General features: G+C 72.1%; 12 protein-coding genes. 2 read left to right on the plus strand and 10 right to left on the minus strand.

Annotation, left to right across the window (positions count from 1 at the left end):
• Nucleotides 1–97 precede the first annotated feature (97 nt).
• Nucleotides 98–931, minus strand: a complete 834-nt coding sequence (locus EDD34_RS11925; protein ID WP_123814766.1) for a TrmH family RNA methyltransferase — start codon at nucleotides 929–931, stop codon at nucleotides 98–100.
• Nucleotides 932–1,067: 136 nt separating this feature from the next.
• On the opposite strand from EDD34_RS11925, the gene EDD34_RS11930 reads away from it, so the two are divergent.
• Nucleotides 1,068–1,793 (plus strand): sigma-70 family RNA polymerase sigma factor, encoded by a 726-nt coding sequence (locus EDD34_RS11930; RefSeq protein ID WP_170177060.1) that lies wholly within the window; start codon nucleotides 1,068–1,070, stop codon nucleotides 1,791–1,793.
• Between the two features lie 114 nt (nucleotides 1,794–1,907).
• On the opposite strand, the gene EDD34_RS11935 is transcribed toward EDD34_RS11930, so the two are convergent.
• The 7 genes from EDD34_RS11935 to EDD34_RS11965 all read right to left on the minus strand — a co-directional run bounded on the left by EDD34_RS11935 (nucleotide 1,908) and on the right by EDD34_RS11965 (nucleotide 12,221).
• Nucleotides 1,908–4,835 carry a hypothetical protein gene (locus EDD34_RS11935; protein WP_123814768.1) on the minus strand — a complete coding sequence of 976 codons (2,928 nt, stop codon included), beginning with the start codon at nucleotides 4,833–4,835 and terminating at the stop codon, nucleotides 1,908–1,910.
• A 77-nt stretch (nucleotides 4,836–4,912) separates the two neighbouring features.
• Complete coding sequence (locus EDD34_RS11940; RefSeq protein ID WP_425462351.1) at nucleotides 4,913–6,958, minus strand: ABC transporter ATP-binding protein; 2,046 nt, start codon at nucleotides 6,956–6,958, stop codon at nucleotides 4,913–4,915.
• Nucleotides 6,955–8,721: an ABC transporter ATP-binding protein gene (locus tag EDD34_RS11945; RefSeq protein ID WP_170177061.1), complete on the minus strand. Its 1,767-nt coding sequence runs from the start codon at nucleotides 8,719–8,721 to the stop codon at nucleotides 6,955–6,957. Before EDD34_RS11945 ends, EDD34_RS11940 begins: the two co-directional genes overlap by 4 nt.
• Complete coding sequence (locus EDD34_RS11950; protein WP_246012351.1) at nucleotides 8,722–9,498, minus strand: TetR/AcrR family transcriptional regulator; 777 nt, start codon at nucleotides 9,496–9,498, stop codon at nucleotides 8,722–8,724. It abuts the gene before it with no gap.
• 125 nt (nucleotides 9,499–9,623) lie between these two features.
• Nucleotides 9,624–10,802 carry an SPFH domain-containing protein gene (locus tag EDD34_RS11955; protein ID WP_123814769.1) on the minus strand — a complete coding sequence of 393 codons (1,179 nt, stop codon included), beginning with the start codon at nucleotides 10,800–10,802 and terminating at the stop codon, nucleotides 9,624–9,626.
• A gap of 66 nt (nucleotides 10,803–10,868) precedes the next feature.
• Nucleotides 10,869–11,315 carry an NfeD family protein gene (locus EDD34_RS11960; RefSeq protein WP_123814770.1) on the minus strand — a complete coding sequence of 149 codons (447 nt, stop codon included), beginning with the start codon at nucleotides 11,313–11,315 and terminating at the stop codon, nucleotides 10,869–10,871.
• A 120-nt stretch (nucleotides 11,316–11,435) separates the two neighbouring features.
• Nucleotides 11,436–12,221, minus strand: a complete 786-nt coding sequence (locus EDD34_RS11965) for an ABC transporter ATP-binding protein (RefSeq protein WP_123814771.1) — start codon at nucleotides 12,219–12,221, stop codon at nucleotides 11,436–11,438.
• 41 nt (nucleotides 12,222–12,262) lie between these two features.
• On the opposite strand from EDD34_RS11965, the gene EDD34_RS11970 reads away from it, so the two are divergent.
• Entirely contained in the window at nucleotides 12,263–13,027 is a 765-nt protein-coding gene (locus tag EDD34_RS11970) for a hypothetical protein (RefSeq protein WP_123814772.1), read from the plus strand.
• Between the two features lie 21 nt (nucleotides 13,028–13,048).
• On the opposite strand, the gene serB is transcribed toward EDD34_RS11970, so the two are convergent.
• Nucleotides 13,049–13,681 carry a phosphoserine phosphatase SerB gene (serB, locus tag EDD34_RS11975; protein WP_123814773.1) on the minus strand — a complete coding sequence of 211 codons (633 nt, stop codon included), beginning with the start codon at nucleotides 13,679–13,681 and terminating at the stop codon, nucleotides 13,049–13,051.
• 25 nt (nucleotides 13,682–13,706) lie between these two features.
• Nucleotides 13,707–14,945: a glucose-1-phosphate adenylyltransferase gene (gene glgC / locus EDD34_RS11980; protein ID WP_123814774.1), complete on the minus strand. Its 1,239-nt coding sequence runs from the start codon at nucleotides 14,943–14,945 to the stop codon at nucleotides 13,707–13,709.
• Between the last annotated feature and the right edge of the window lie 61 nt (nucleotides 14,946–15,006).

Raw genomic sequence — 15,006 nt, forward strand, 5'->3', positions numbered from 1 at the left:
CCGACATCAGCGGGAACCCGCACCGCATCGACTGTGCCTGGCCGGGGAGGGGCGGGAACCTGCCCACGCGGCGCCGGGAAGCCCTGGCGTCAGGTCGCTACCGCGTCGCGTAGAACGCCACCGCCGCGGACGTCGCGACGTTGAGCGAGTCGACGCCGTTCAGCATCGGGATCGTTACTCGCGCGTCGAGCAACCGATCGGTTGCCGGCTTCATCCCATGCCCCTCGGTCCCGAAGACCAGCGCCAGCCGCGGATGGTCCTGGGCAACCAGCTCATCCAGCGTGATCGCCCCCTCCCCCAGCGTCATCCCGGCCACGAAGTAGCCGGCCTCCTTCAGCAGCGCGATGTCGGCCGGCCACGACTCGATTCGCGTCCACGGCACTTGGAACACCGTTCCCATCGACACCCGCACGGACCGCCGGTATAGCGGATCCGCACACCGCGGTGTCACCAGCACCGCATCGACCCCAAGAGCTGCAGCTGACCTAAATCCGGCACCAAGGTTCGTATGATCCACTAGATCCTCGAAGATCGCGACCCTCGACCGCCGCGCCCCCGCTCCACCGCGCGCGCCGGCGAGCACCTCGGCGACCGGGGCGAGCGGCGGGCGGTGCATCGCGGCGAGCGCGCCCCGATGCAGGTGGAACCCGGTGATCTCCTGGAGCACGGGCTCGTCGGCCACGTAGACCGGCACGCCGGGGCACGCCGCGAGCGCGTCCGCCATGGTCTCGAGCCACTTCGGCGCCATGAGGAAGGACCGCGGCCGGTGCCCTGCCTCCAGCGCCCGGTGGATCACCTGGGTGCTCTCGGCGATGTAGAGGCCCTTGGCCGGCTCGTGCTTGCTGCGCAGGGCGACGTCGGTGAGGCGCGTGTAGTCGGCGAGCCGTTCGTCGGCGGGGTCGTCGAGGTGGACGACGTCGGAGGTGGTCACGGTCCACGATTCTCCACCCCCGACCTGTCACCCCGTCGTTATCACTGACAGCGAACTCCTGGGACTTCCCATGAAGCCCAATGGTTCGCTAATGTCCCCACCAAGGCAACTTCGTACACGACGAAGGAGATCAGTGATGAGAACCGCCAGAGCTTCCCGACCCCGCCGCTCCCGGAGTTCCGGCGCGCATCCCGCGCTCCCGCCCTCCTACCAGGAGATCATCGAGCGCACACCGACGCTCGAGCCGGCGCAGGAGGCGGCACTTCTCGAGCGCGCCGCCCTCGGAACCGCGGCCGCGCGCACCCTCGCGAAGAACGCGGTCTCGCCGTCGCTGCGCGTCGACCTCGAAGCACGGGTCAAGGCAGCGCAATACGCGAAGGAGCGGCTCGTCCTGGCCTACCTGCGCATCGTGCCCGACGTCGTGAGCGCCTACACCGGCCGCCTGCCGTTCATGGACCTCGTGCAGGAGGGCAACGTCGGCCTCGTGCGCGCCGCCGAGAACTACGACCCGGCCCACGGCACGTTCGCCGCCTTCGCCGCCCGCTGGGTGCGCCGCTCCGTGGTCCGCGCGATCGTGGCCGGGCAACGAGCCGAAGCCACCGACGGCGGACCCTTCGACGCCGAGACGCCCGGCGCCGAGCACTCGATCCTGCGCCGCCGCGTGCGCCAGGCCCTCGCTCACCTGGACGCGGTCGAGGCCAAGGTGCTCGAGATGCGTTTCGGGCTCGTGGACGGCACCACGCGGACGCTCGACGAGATCAGCCGCCGCCTCGGGGTGACCCGGGAGCGTGTGCAGCAGATCCTCAACGAGGCGCTGCTCCGCCTCCGCGACGTGGTGGCACCCCTGCCGGCCGTGGCCTGAGCAGCCGCCGCGGCTCCGCAAGACCTTCCAGACTCACCCGAGGGCGCACCTCACGTGCGCGAGCCTCGCGGGCCGGTGGCACGACAACGGCGTCCTGCCGCCGGCCCGCGGGAATCACGGACGATCCATCCTCGAGACGACCTCGTCGAACGCCTCCTGGTAGGCGGTCGTGCGCGGGTAGCCGCCGTGCAGGGCGATCTCGAACAGGTAGGCCGACCGGTCGACCTCCTCGGCCCCGCGGTCGATGTCGTTCGACTCGTACCCGACCACCGGGAACCCCAGGAAGTCCGTGCGCCGCCACAGGTTGATCCACGCCGGCGAGCCGGCGCGCTCCCCCGTCTCCGTCGCGTCGCCCGGCACCAGCAGGCCGCGAAGGTTCGGTCGCGAGCCCGGGTCCGCGGGCAGTTCGACGTCGTCGTCCTTCCACGGGTCGCCCGACCACGCGGGCGGGCCGACCGGCGGGAGCCCGAGCGCGGCCGGCCCGAGCAGCTCGGGGAAGAACCGCCCGAAGTAGGGACGCAACTGCACGCCGTAGGTGAGCAGGCCGATCCGGCCGTCGGCCGGCGCCTGCCGGTCCACCGGGTTCCCGGACCTGATGAGCACCACGGCCGCGGCGATGACACCGCCGATGGAGTGCGCGGACAGCACCACGCGACGATGCCGGGCGACGGCCTCGCGGTAGGCCTCGTCGTCGACGTCGACGGCCGTGAGCCACGCGTCCACGCGTCCGCGCACCTCCGGTACGGCACGCTCGGCGTAGCTCGGCGGGCCGAACGGGTGGGCGCTGCGGGGCAGGAAGCACAGGACGTCCCACAGCAGGCCCCACGGCCGGGTGTCGTTGGCGACGGCGCCGGCCAGGGCGCTGGCGACGAGGGCGACCGCGAGCGTGCCGAGCATCGGCACCGCCAGAGCCGTGAGCCACACCGGCACGGCGAACAGGCCGGACGGGTCACCGAGGAAGCCCGGGAGCACCAGCTCGGCGGGGACACCGAGGTCGCGGGGCGACACCGCGAGCGGGACGGTCGCGACCAGCGCGACCCAGGACGCGACGGCCAGCGCGGACACCGCCAGCTCGGAACGGTGGGACATCGCGGCGAGCTGGCGGGCGTGCAGGGCACGTCCGGCGGCCGGGGTGAGCATGTCCGGATCGATGATGTCACCGGCGCGCACCCCGGGGTGCCCGCGGCCGGCGGCCCGGGCGGCCCGCGCTCCGGGACCACGGCTCGGCCCGGACGTGTCGGCCGCGGGCGGGATCCACAGCGTGCCGCTGCGCACGGCGTCCACCCCGGCCGGAGCCACGAGCGTCACCAGGAGGATCAAGGACACCGCGACGACGACCGCGACGCTCGCACCGAACTCCGTGTAGACCGGCGGGACGGGCACGGTCTCGCCGGGGGCGGCGTCGGCCATCACCTCGACGAACAGCCCGCCGCGGGACTCGGGGACGACGACGCCCGTCGGCGCGGAGCGCAGGTACCACTGCACGCCCACGACGGCGAGGCTGGAGAAGATCGCCGCGGCGGTCGTCGAGAGCAGGAGGAAGACGCCCGGTCCCGCGCCGCCCCAGCCCTCGGCGCGGGAGCCGGTGGCACGACGCCGCGCCACCGCCCACACGGCGGGGACCGCGAGCGCGACCACCGCCACGGTCAGCAGCGCGGCCCGGACGGCGAGCGGGAGCGGCTGCCCGCCCGGCGCGGCGAGCGTGGCCACGGCGGTGCATGCCGTCGCGACCACGGGCGGGAGGAGCCAGAGCACGGTCAGCGCGGGGCCGGGGCGCCGGGCACGCCGCCACACGAGCGCGGCGGACGCGATCCCGGTGAGAGCGACGACCAGCAGGCCCGGCGTCGCCTCGATGCCGATGAGCTGGGGAGCCTGCGCCGGCGAGGCGGCGCGGGCCAGCGCGACCCACGCCCCGATCCAGACCACGAGCCCGGCGACGAGCAGGGCGAACGCCGCCCGCGGTTTCCAGCGGGGCGCCGTGACCTGGACCCCGTCGTCGTCGGTGCGCAGGGCGACGATCCACGTCGCGACCATCACCACGGCGAAGCCCGGCGCTGCCGCCCAGGCCGTGCGCTCCGAGGTCCACAGCATGAGCGCCGAGAGCAGTCCGAGCGCCGCCGCCAGGTGGCTGTACAGCGTCCCCGTGCCGGTGCGGCGCGTCCAGAAGCCGGGGCGCCGCAGCACCGGGCCCTCGGTGGACGCGCCCGTCTCACCGGCCATGAGCGCGGAGACGCGGGACTCGAACTTCACGCTGCCGCTGTGCGCGATGAGCACCAGGACGGCCACGGCGACGACGGACACGAGGGACAGCCAGCCGAGCCGGTCGCCGTGGTCCATGCGGGCGAGCCAGTACAGCTCGTCGGGGATCCGCGCGCAGACCGAGATCGTCTCACCCATGGCCGGGCCCATGCACCGGGTGCCGATCGTGGACAGGGCGATCGTGGCGGTCGTCGTCGTGAACAGGAGGCTGAGGAACAGCGCGAAGACCCTGGTCAGCGCGGCGGACGGGTCGGGGGCGATGCGGCCGGCCGCCGGTTCGCGCAGGGCGTCGGGGATGCGCCGGGCCCAGTACCCGGCGTTCGCCAGCCCGAACGGCACGATGGCCGCCCACATCACCCGCGTGGCCACCGTGCCGACGACGCCGAGCACGCCGCCGAAGGGCAGCCGGCCCAGGCGCGACATCGCCCCCCAGGAGTAGGCCTCCCGGCGCACGTCGTTGCGGATCTCGTGCGGGTCTCCGGCGGGGACCGCGCGGTCGCGCATGTCGCCCGTCGTCGGCTCGCGGTCCCGGGCGTCGGCCTCCGGGGTCGGGACCCAGAAACTGCCCAGGCCGTCGCCGTCGGTCTGGACCACCTCGTCGACGGGCAGGTCGAGGACGTGATGCGGCGGCGTGTTCGCCACGCCGTGGATCCGCAGCTCGAGGATGTCCTGGCCGGGAGCGACCGGGACGTGCCGGGTCAGCGGCTCCTCACGGTGGACCGCCTGCGGCTCGACGGGATCGGCCGCGGACCGCGGGGAGTCCGGCTCTCGCACGTCGCTCATGGATGCCTTCCGTCACGGGGTGAGGACAACACAACGTCCCCAAACTAGGACGGACACCGCATTTGCGCCAGCGCTGCTCAGGCCGGAGCGGGAGTCTCCTCCCCGCCCGACACCGGCGCCGCGAACTGGCTCGCGTAGAGGCGCGCGTAGGCCCCGCCCGCCGCGAGCAGCTCGTCGTGGGAGCCCTGCTCCACGATGTCGCCGTGCTCCATCACGAGGATCACGTCCGCGTCACGGATCGTGGACAGGCGGTGGGCGATGACGAACGCCGTGCGCCCCTGGCGCAGCCGGTGCATCGCCTCCTGGACCAGCACCTCGGTGCGGGTGTCGACGGAGCTCGTCGCCTCGTCGAGCACCAGGATCTCCGGGTCGGCGAGGAACGCGCGGGCGATCGTCAGAAGCTGCTTCTCCCCCGCCGAGAGGCTGGTGCCCTCGTCGTCGATCTCCGTCTCGTAACCGCCCGGGAGGGTTCGCACGAACGGGTCCACGTGGGTGGCCCGGGTCGCCTCCAGGAACTCGTCGTCGGTGATCTCGTGGCGCACGCCGTACCGCAGGTTGTCCTCGATGGTGCCCTTGAACAGCCAGGTGTCCTGGAGCACCATCCCGATGCTGCCGCGCAGCGCCTCGCGCGTCATGTCGCGGGTGTCGACGCCGTCGAGCGTGATGCGGCCGGCGTTCACCTCGTAGAACCGCATCAGGAGGTTCACCAGCGTCGTCTTGCCCGCACCCGTCGGCCCCACGATCGCCACCGTCTGCCCCGGCTCCGCGGTCAGGTCCAGCCCCCTGATCAGCGGGCTGTCCGGGTCGTAGGCGAACTCCACGCCCTCGAACACCACGCGGCCCCGCACCGGGCCGCCGTCTCCGGGCGCCACCGGGCGCGCCGGATCAGGCTCCTGCTCCGGGGCGTCGAGCAGGTCGAAGACCCGCTCGATCGACGCCACGCCCGACTGCAGCAGGTTCATCATCGAGGCGACCTGGGTGAGCGGTTGCGTGAACTGGCGCGAGTACTGGATGAACGCCTGGACGTCACCGATGCTCAGCTGCCCCGACGCCACGCGCAGGCCGCCCACCACAGCGATCACCACGTAGTTGAGGTTGCCGATGAAGCCCATCGACGGCTGCATCGTGCCGGAGATGAACTGCGCGTTGCGGGTCGCGGTGTGCAGGCGCTCGTTCTCCTCCGCGAACGTCTCGGCCGCCGCCCGCTGCTGCCCGTACACCCGCACGAGCGAGTGCCCGGTGAACATCTCCTCGATGTGCGCGTTGAGCTTGCCGGTGCTGGACCACTGCCTGATGAACTGCGGCTGGCTGCGCTTCGCGATCTGCATCGTGATCACCACCGACAGCGGCACCGTCACGAGCGCCACCAGCGCCAGGATCCAGGAGATCCAGAACATCATGGCCAGCACGCCCACCACGGTCAGCAGGGACGTGACCAGCTGCGCGAGGGTCTGCGTGGCCGTCTGGGACGCGTTGTCGATGTCGTTGGTGACGCGCGAGAGAATCTCGCCCCGGCGCTGCTTGTCGACGTACGACAGCGGGATGCGGTGCAGCTTGGCCTCGACGTCCTCCCGCAGCCGGCGCATCGTGTTCTGCACGGCGACCGCCGTGATCCGCGCCTGGAGCCAGCCGAACACGAACGCCGCCAGGTACACGCCCGCCGCCCAGGCCAGGACGGTGACCAGCTCCCCGGTGTCGACGCCCCGGCCGACCACGACGCCGGTCATGCCCGCGAGCATGTCCGCCATCTGGTCCTCGCCCTGGGCACGCAACCCCGCCACGACGTCCTCGACGGGGGTCCCGGCCGGGACCTGGCCGCCGAGCATCGTGCCGACGACGCCGCGGAAGATGACGTTCGTCGCCTCACCGAGGATCTTCGGGCCCGCGACGGTGAGCGCGACCGAGATCACGCCGAACAGCGTCAGGACCACCACCCGCGCCCGCTCCGGCCGCATGACCGCCGCGAACCGCCGGAGCGAGCCGGAGAAGTCGAGCGCCTTCTCCGCCGGCATGCCCATGCCGCCCATCGGACCGCCGGGCCCGCGCCGGGCACCGCTGCGCGCCGCCTCCCGCGTCGTCTCCGCGTCGGTGGGAGTGCGCGTGCTCGTGCCGCCCCCGCTCATGCCGCCTCCTCCAGCGTCATCTGGCTCGTCACGATCTCCTCGTAGGTCTCGCTGTAGGCCGGGTGGTCCCGGTCGAGCAGCTCGTGGTGCCGGCCGCGGCCGACGATCCGCCCGTGATCCAGCACGAGGATCTGGTCCGCGTCCCGGATGGTGGCGACACGCTGGGCCACGACGATCACCGCGGCCTGTCGGGTGCGCGGTGCGAGGGCCGCCCGCAGCCGGGCGTCGGTGGCGTAGTCCAGCGCGGAGAAGGAGTCGTCGAACAGGTAGACCTTCGGCTCGCGGACCACCGCGCGTGCCATCGCCAGCCGCTGGCGCTGACCACCGGAGAAGGTGCTGCCGCCCTGGCCCACCGGCGCGTCGAGGCCCTCGGGCAACGCCTCCACGAAGTCCTTCGCCTGGACGATCTCGAGCGCCTGCCACATCTCGGCCTCGCTCGCGTCCGGCCTGCCGTACCGCAGGTTGCTCGCGATCGTGCCGCTGAACAGGAACGCCTTCTGCGGCACCATGCCCAGCAGCGAACCCAGGTCGTCGGTGCTCAGGCGCCGCACGTCGACGCCGTCGATCAGCACCCGGCCGCCGGTCACGTCGAACAGCCGCGGCACCAGGTTCAGCAGCGTGGTCTTGCCCGCCCCCGTGGAGCCGATGATCGCCGTGGTCTCGCCCGGCCGGGCCGTGAAGCTCAGCCCGTGCAGCACCGGCGCCTCCGCTCCCGGGTAGCCGTAGGTGACGTCCTCGAACGTGACCAGCCCGCGCGGGCCGGCGCCGTCGGACAGGCCGCTCAGCGGGGCCGGGTCGGACGGTTCGGCGACCGACGTGCTCGTGGCGAGCACCTCCGAGATGCGGCCCGCCGCGACCGCGGCGCGCGGCACCATCATCACCATCATCGTGGACATCATCACGGCCATGAGGATGAACATCAGGTAGGCGATGAACGCCGTCAGCGCCCCGATCTGCATCTCGCCCGCGTCGATCCGCCCGGCGCCGAACCAGAGCACGGCCACGCTGGAGAGGTTCATGATGAGCATGACCAGCGGGAAGGCCATCGCCATGAGCTTGCCCGCCCCCAGCGACGTGTCGTAGAGCGCCTCGTTGGCGGCGTCGAACCGCTCGGTCTCGCGCCGCTCGCGCACGAAGGCGCGCACCACGCGCAGGCCGGTGATCTGCTCCCGCAGCACGCTGTTGATCGTGTCGATCCGGCTCTGCATGGCCCGGAAGTACGGCACCATGCGCCACATCAGCAGCCCCACGCACACGAGCAGCACCGGGACGACGACGAGCAGCAGCATGGACAGCTCCACGTCCTCCTGCAGCGCCATGAACACGCCGCCCACCAGCATGATCGGCGCCATCACCATGATCGTGAACATCATGATCAGCACCTGCTGCACCTGCTGGACGTCGTTCGTGGTGCGGGTGATGAGGGTCGGCGCCCCGAACTGCCCCACCTCGCGGGCGCTGAACGTCTGCACCGTCGAGAACAGGTCCCGCCGGACGTCACGGCCGAACGCGGTGGCGGCCTTCGCGCCGAGGTACACCGCACCGACCGCCGCCACCGCCTGCAACAGGCTGATGACGAGCATGACCGCGCCGGTGTTCCAGATGTAGGCGATGTCGCCCTCCACCACGCCGTTGTCGATGATGTCGGCGTTCAGCGAGGGCAGGTAGAGGTTCGCCAGCGTCTGCAGGAGCTGGAGGAGCAGGAGCAGGACCACGGCCGCTCCGTAGGGGCGCAGATATCTGCGCATGAGTTGGACGAGCATTCAGACTTCCTCGCTGTGATGGGCGGCCGCCTCGTCGCCGGCGTACTCGGCGTTCGGCCAGTCATGGTTGTCAAGAACGTCGTGGTCCGGCGAGCGTTTTTCCCCGACGATGCCGTGGACCAGGGCATCGGCCAGGACATCCGCGGGAAGGGGCGGACCCATCCGTTCGAGTCCGGGACGGTGGTGGGCGGTGGCCGCCTCGATCAGCGAGACCGCCACCTCGATCGGCACGCGCAGACGGTCGAGCTCCTGCGCGAGCACCCGCTCGAGGGCCTCCTCGACCACCGTGCGGCGCGTCTCCTGCTGCGCGATCAGCCGCGACCGCATCTCCTGGGCACGCTCGCGGTGGCCGTGATCCCGCTCGTCCGGACCCTCCTTGCCGTACAGGAAGCGCAGCACCATGACCCACGCGACAGCCTCCTCCGACCGCCGCTGGCCGCGCTCGATGACCTGCCGCACCCGGTCCACGAGGGGTAGCCGGCCGTCGATCGCCCCGAGGTCGGCGCGGGCGACCGCCGGGTCCGAGGCGCGCAGCAGGCCCGTCAGGGCGACCTCGCCGATCAGGCACGCCTTGTCACCGAAGGCGCGGAACAGGGTGCCCTCGGCGACGCCCGCGGCGTCGGCCAGCTCCCGCGAGGTCACGTCGGCACCACGCTCCGCGACAAGCGGCATCACCGCCTCGACGATCGCGGCGCGGCGGTCCTCCGGGGCCAGCGGCGCCGCCCGGCGCCGGGCCGTGCCGGCGGCATCGGGAGAAGTTTCCGGGGTGGGTGGCACGACATCACCCTAAATGAGTGAGCACTCACTCCGCAAGCGGGCCGAAGCGGAGTGTCACCGACCGCGAACACGAAGAAGCCGCCCCGCCCACGGAAGCGTGGACGGGGCGGCCAGGAGTGCGCCGGCTACTGCTGCGGCGGGGCGGGAGGAGGCGGCACGTCGCCCTCGCCGCCGTCCACCGGGCGCGGACGCGGACCGGGCGGCGTCTGGCGCGTCGGCGCCGAGCCGCTGGGACGCTGGCCCCGCTCGGCCGACGGGTCGAACGGTGAGCCCGAGCGGGTTCCGGACTCCGTGGCGTCCGCCGTGGCGGCCTCCGCCTGGCGCTGGGCCTCGGCCAGGGCCTCTCCGGGGCTCGGCAGGATGCCGCCCCCGGTGAGGAGGTCCGTGGACGGCGTGACCGGCGGCGTCGGGCCGCTGTCGTCCGCCGCGGCTCCGCCGCCGAAGCCCTTGGCGATGCTCGACATCGCGGCGGTGAACTCGGTGGGGATCACCCAGTTGGTGTTCGAGGTGCCGTTCGCGAGCTGCGGCAGCATCTGGATGTACTGGTAGCTCAGCAGCTTCGGGTCCGCGTTGCCGCGGTGGATCGCCTCGAAGACCTGGAGGATCGCGCGCGCCTCACCCTCGGCCTCGAGGATCTGGGACTGCGCCGAACCCTCGGCCCGCAGGATCGCGGACTGCTTCTCACCCTCGGCGGTGAGGATCGCGGACTGCTTGACACCCTCGGCCGTGAGGATCGCCGCGCGCCGGTCGCGCTCGGCGCGCATCTGCTGCTCCATCGCGCCCTGCACGGAGGCCGGCGGCTCGATCGACTTCAGCTCGACGCGGTTGACCCGGATGCCCCAGCGGCCGGTCGCCTCGTCCAGCACGCCGCGGAGCTGGCCGTTGATCTGGTCACGGCTGGTGAGGGTCTGCTCCAGGTCCATCGAACCGATGACGTTACGCAGCGTGGTGACCGTCAGCTGCTCGATCGCCGTGATGTAGTTCGCGATCTCGTAGACGGCCGACCGCGCGTCCGTCACCTGGAAGTAGATGACCGTGTCGATCTCGACCACGAGGTTGTCGCTCGTGATCACGGGCTGCGGCGGGAACGACACGACCTGCTCACGCATGTCGACGCCGGCGCGCACCTTGTCGATGAACGGCACCAGCAGGTGGAAACCCGGCGTCAGCGTCATGTGGTACTTACCGAGCCGCTCGATGACCAGCGCCACCGACTGCGGCACGATCCGTACCGCCCGCGACAGCGCCACCAGCACGACGATGACGAGTATGAGGAGGACTATCCACAGTCCGATGTTTTCCACGAGCCTCTCCTACCGCGGGCGCACCCGCTCGAACGATTGTGTACGTTGACTACCGGGCGCGAACGGTCAGGCGGAATGGTCCACCGGCTTCGGTGCGACCACCGCGGTCGCGCCGTCGATGCGCACCACCTGCACCGTAGACCCCTGCGCCAGCGGAGGCGAGCCTTCCGCCGCGCGTGCCGTCCAGACCTCACCCATCAGCTTGACCAGGCCGCTCATGTCGGTGACCTCCTCGACCACGGACGCCGTCCGGCCCACGTGCGCCTCGGCGTTCGTGAGGGTGCCGGGGCCGCCCCTGGACAGGTACCGCTTCAGCGGCGGACGCAGGGTCAAGAGCAGGATCGTCGCGACGACGGTGAACACGATCACCTGGACCCACAGCGGCTGGCCCGCCGCGCTGGCGCCGGCCGCCGCGAGCGCGCCGCCCGCGAACATGATGAAGACGAAGTCGAGCGTCGTGATCTCGATCAGACCGAGAATCAGGGCCGCACCGACCCACCACAACCACTCCATGGGAATCCCCTCCCCGAGGCTTGGCACTCACCTGGTGCCTTTGCCCGAAGATTACCAATCCCTCACACGCCGGGCCAGCAAAATGCGGCCAGGATCCGACGGCAGTTCGGTAACGCCTCGTCAGCGCGCGGCTCGTGCCAGCCAGCGCCCTCCGCCGTGCGCGACGACGAGCGGCAGCCCGAACGCCGCCGACAGGTGGTCCGCGGTGAGCACCTCGTCGATCGGGCCCGCCGCGTGGATACGGCTGCGGCCCATGAGCAGCACGTGCGTGAAGCCCTCCGGGATCTCCTCCACGTGGTGGGTGACCAGCACCAGCACGGGCGACGTCGGCTCGGCGGCGAGCTCCGTCAGTGCCGCCAGCAGCTCCTCGCGCCCGCCGAGGTCCAGCCCGGCGGCGGGCTCGTCGAGCAGCAGCAGCTCCGGGTCCGTCATGAGGGCCCGCGCGATCTGCACGCGCTTGCGCTCACCCTCCGACAGCGTGCCGTAGTGCCGGTCCGCGAGCTTCGCGACGTCGAACGCCGCGAGCAGGTCGGTGGCCCGCTGCTCGTCCACGTCGTCGTACGTCTCCTGCCAGCGTCCCGTCACGCCGTACGCGGCGGTCAGGACGACGTCGCGGACCGTCTCGCCGCCCGGGATACGGTCGGCGAGCGACGCCGACGACAGCCCGACGCGCGGACGCAGCTCGAACACGTCGGTGTGCCCGAGCGTGGCGCCCAGCACCTCGGCGCGGCCCGCGGTGGGGTGCATGCGTGTCGCGACGATCTGCAGGAGCGTCGTCTTGCCCGCGCCGTTCGGCCCCAGGACGATCCAGCGTTCGCCCTCGTTCACCCGCCAGTCCACGGAGTCGAGGATGGTCGTGGTGCCGCGCCGGACCGTGACGCCCGAAAGGTCGAGAACCGTGCTCATGGTCCACAACAGTAACCGACATGTCTCATACTGTGAGGGCGATGAACACACCGCCGGACCTGCCCCGCAGCGTCGTCCTCGCCCTGTGGCTGCAGGGCGTCGGCGACATCTCGGACGCCGCGGCCGCCGTCCAGGGCGACGACGAGCCGCACCGCGTCCACGGCCTGCCCGGCGTGTGGGACGGCACGGACCTGGGCACGCTGCTCACGACCTGGACGAACGGCCCTCGCACGGTCGCCGCGCTGCTCCCGGAGGCGGGCGATCCCGCCGGTGTCCCGGCCGCGGTGAACCACGACGCGACGGAGTCCGGCGAGTGCGTGGTGATCGCCACCCCGGACGGCAGCTGGGCCGCCGTCCCGGCCGTCACGCCGTTCGGCAGCCACCTCGAACCCGGGCACCTGGTCGAGTGGCAGGTCCGGCCGGTGCCGGACTGGAGCACGGGACTCCTCGGCACGATCGGGTCCGTGTCCGACGCCGAGCGCGAGCTGCGCACCAGCCTCATGACCGCCACCGACGCGCTCGACTCGCTCGACGTCGCCCGCTGGCGCGACGACGCGGCCGACGCCATCGAGCGTCTGCGGGCCGCGAGCACCGCCGACTGGCCGGTGCCGCACCTGGACGGCCGCCGCGCACGGGTCCTGCAGCTCGCCGCGCGGCTGCGCGCGATCGTCGCCCTGGGCGCGGTGGACGACGGGGGCGCGGTGAACCTCTGGCAGGCGGACCAGCGCAGCACGGCGCTGCGGGAGGTCGACCGGACGGCGCGCCACGCGATGAGCGCGGCCACCTACGGCGAGATCCCCGACTGACTCTCGTTCAGCAGGGGAGGGTCAGGGGTCGAGGAGGGTGAGGACCTCGGTCAGGGAGCCGTCGACGCTGTGGGGGGCCTGGGCCTTGACCACAGGCTTGGCGCGGAACGCCACCCCGACACCGGCCGCGGCGATCATGTCGAGGTCGTTCGCGCCGTCGCCCACCGCCACCGTGGCGGCCATCGGCACGCCCTCCGCCGCCGCCCACTCCCGAAGGGTCGCGGCCTTGGCCGCCCGGTCGACCACCGGGCCGAGCGTGCGCCCGGTCAGGACGCCGTCGGCCACCTCCAGGCGGTTGGCGCGGACCAGGCGGATCCCGAGGCCCTCGGCGATCGGGCGGACCACCTCCTCGAAGCCCCCGGAGACCAGCCCGAACGCCCAGCCGCGGGCCTGGCACTCCGCCACGAGCTCCGCCGCCCCGGGCATGAGCTCGACGGCGTCGCGCACCTTGTCCAGGGCGCTCACGGGCACCCCCGCGAGCGTCGCGACCCGCTCGCGCAGGGACCCCGCGAAGTCGAGCTCGCCGCGCATCGCACGCTCCGTCACCGCCGCGACCTCGGCGCGGGTTCCCGCGTGGTCGGCGATGAGCTCGATGACCTCCTGCTGCAGGAAGGTGGAGTCGACGTCGGTCACGATCAGGCGCTTCACGCGCAACAGTGTGCCCTACCGCCGGGCCGCCCTACGTGACGACGCTGCCCTTCGGGACGACCGTCAGGCCGGACTCCGTGACCGTGAAGCCGCGCGCGCGGTCCTCCTCGTGGTCGACGCCGATCCGCGCGCGCTCGGACACGATCACGTTCTTGTCCAGGATCGCGCGGTGCACCTGCGCGTAGCGGTGCACCTGCACGCCGTCCATGAGCACCGAGTCCCCCACCGACGACCACGAGTGCAGGTGGGTGCCGGGCGACAGCACCGAGCCGGCGGCCTGCGCCCCGGAGATGAGCACACCCGGCGACACGATCGACTCCACGGCGTGCCCCATCCGGCCCGCGCCCGCGTGCACGAACTTCGCGGGCGGCAGGCCCGTGTACCCCGTGTACAGCGGCCACTCGTCGTTGTACAGGTTGAACACGGGCTGGACCGAGATGAGGTCCATGTTCGCGTCGAAGAACGAGTCGATCGTCCCCACGTCACGCCAGTAGGCGCGGTCCCGGTCGGTGGAGCCGGGCACCTCGTTGCGGATGAAGTCGTACACCCCGGCCTCACCGGCCTCGACGAACGCCGGGACGATGTCGCCGCCCATGTCGTGCCGGGAGTCGCTGCTCGACGCGTCGCGGGTGACGGCCTCGACCAGGGCGTCGGCGTCGAACACGTAGTTGCCCATGGACGCGAGGACCTTGTCGGGGGCGTCCGGCAGGCCGGTGGCGTCGGTCGGCTTCTCGAGGAACTCGCGGATCCGCGTGGGGTCGTCGGGCTGCACGTCGATGACGCCGAACTGGTCCGCCATGGACAGCGGCTGCCGGATCGCGGCGACGGTCGCCCGCGCGCCGGACTCGATGTGCGCGTCCACCATCTGGGAGAAGTCCATGCGGTACACGTGGTCCGCGCCGACCACGACCACGATGTCCGGCCGCTCGTCCTCGATGACGTTGAGGCACTGGTAGATCGCGTCCGCGCTGCCGAGGTACCAGTGCTTGCCGACGCGCTGCTGCGCCGGGACCGGCGCCACGAAGTTGCCCAGCAGCGGCGACATGCGCCACGTCTTGGAGATGTGCCGGTCCAGCGAGTGCGACTTGTACTGGGTCAGCACGATGACGTGCAGATACCGGGAGTTGACGATGTTGGAGAGCGCGAAGTCCACGAGGCGGTAGATCCCGCCGAAGGGGACGGCGGGCTTGGCGCGTGCCGCCGTGAGCGGCATGAGGCGCTTTCCCTCGCCTCCGGCAAGGACGATCGCGAGAACACGGGGGGCGGCCATGGCTCAGACGATATGGCCTCGGGCGAGCTGGGCGAAACCCTCACCGCGGGAACCAGGGGCG

It is taken from the genome of Myceligenerans xiligouense, from assembly GCF_003814695.1.
GTDB lineage: Bacteria > Actinomycetota > Actinomycetes > Actinomycetales > Cellulomonadaceae > Myceligenerans > Myceligenerans xiligouense.

Coding starts and splice junctions, on each gene's coding strand:
- EDD34_RS11930 (WP_170177060.1), top strand. CDS start 1,068: ATGAGAACCGCCAGAGCTTCCCGACCCCGCCGCTCCCGGAGTTCCGGC.
- EDD34_RS11935 (WP_123814768.1), bottom strand. CDS start 4,835: ATGAGCGACGTGCGAGAGCCGGACTCCCCGCGGTCCGCGGCCGATCCC.
- EDD34_RS11940 (WP_425462351.1), bottom strand. CDS start 6,958: ATGAGCGGGGGCGGCACGAGCACGCGCACTCCCACCGACGCGGAGACG.
- EDD34_RS11945 (WP_170177061.1), bottom strand. CDS start 8,721: ATGCTCGTCCAACTCATGCGCAGATATCTGCGCCCCTACGGAGCGGCC.
- EDD34_RS11960 (WP_123814770.1), bottom strand. CDS start 11,315: ATGGAGTGGTTGTGGTGGGTCGGTGCGGCCCTGATTCTCGGTCTGATC.
- EDD34_RS11965 (WP_123814771.1), bottom strand. CDS start 12,221: ATGAGCACGGTTCTCGACCTTTCGGGCGTCACGGTCCGGCGCGGCACC.
- EDD34_RS11970 (WP_123814772.1), top strand. CDS start 12,263: ATGAACACACCGCCGGACCTGCCCCGCAGCGTCGTCCTCGCCCTGTGG.
- glgC (WP_123814774.1), bottom strand. CDS start 14,945: ATGGCCGCCCCCCGTGTTCTCGCGATCGTCCTTGCCGGAGGCGAGGGA.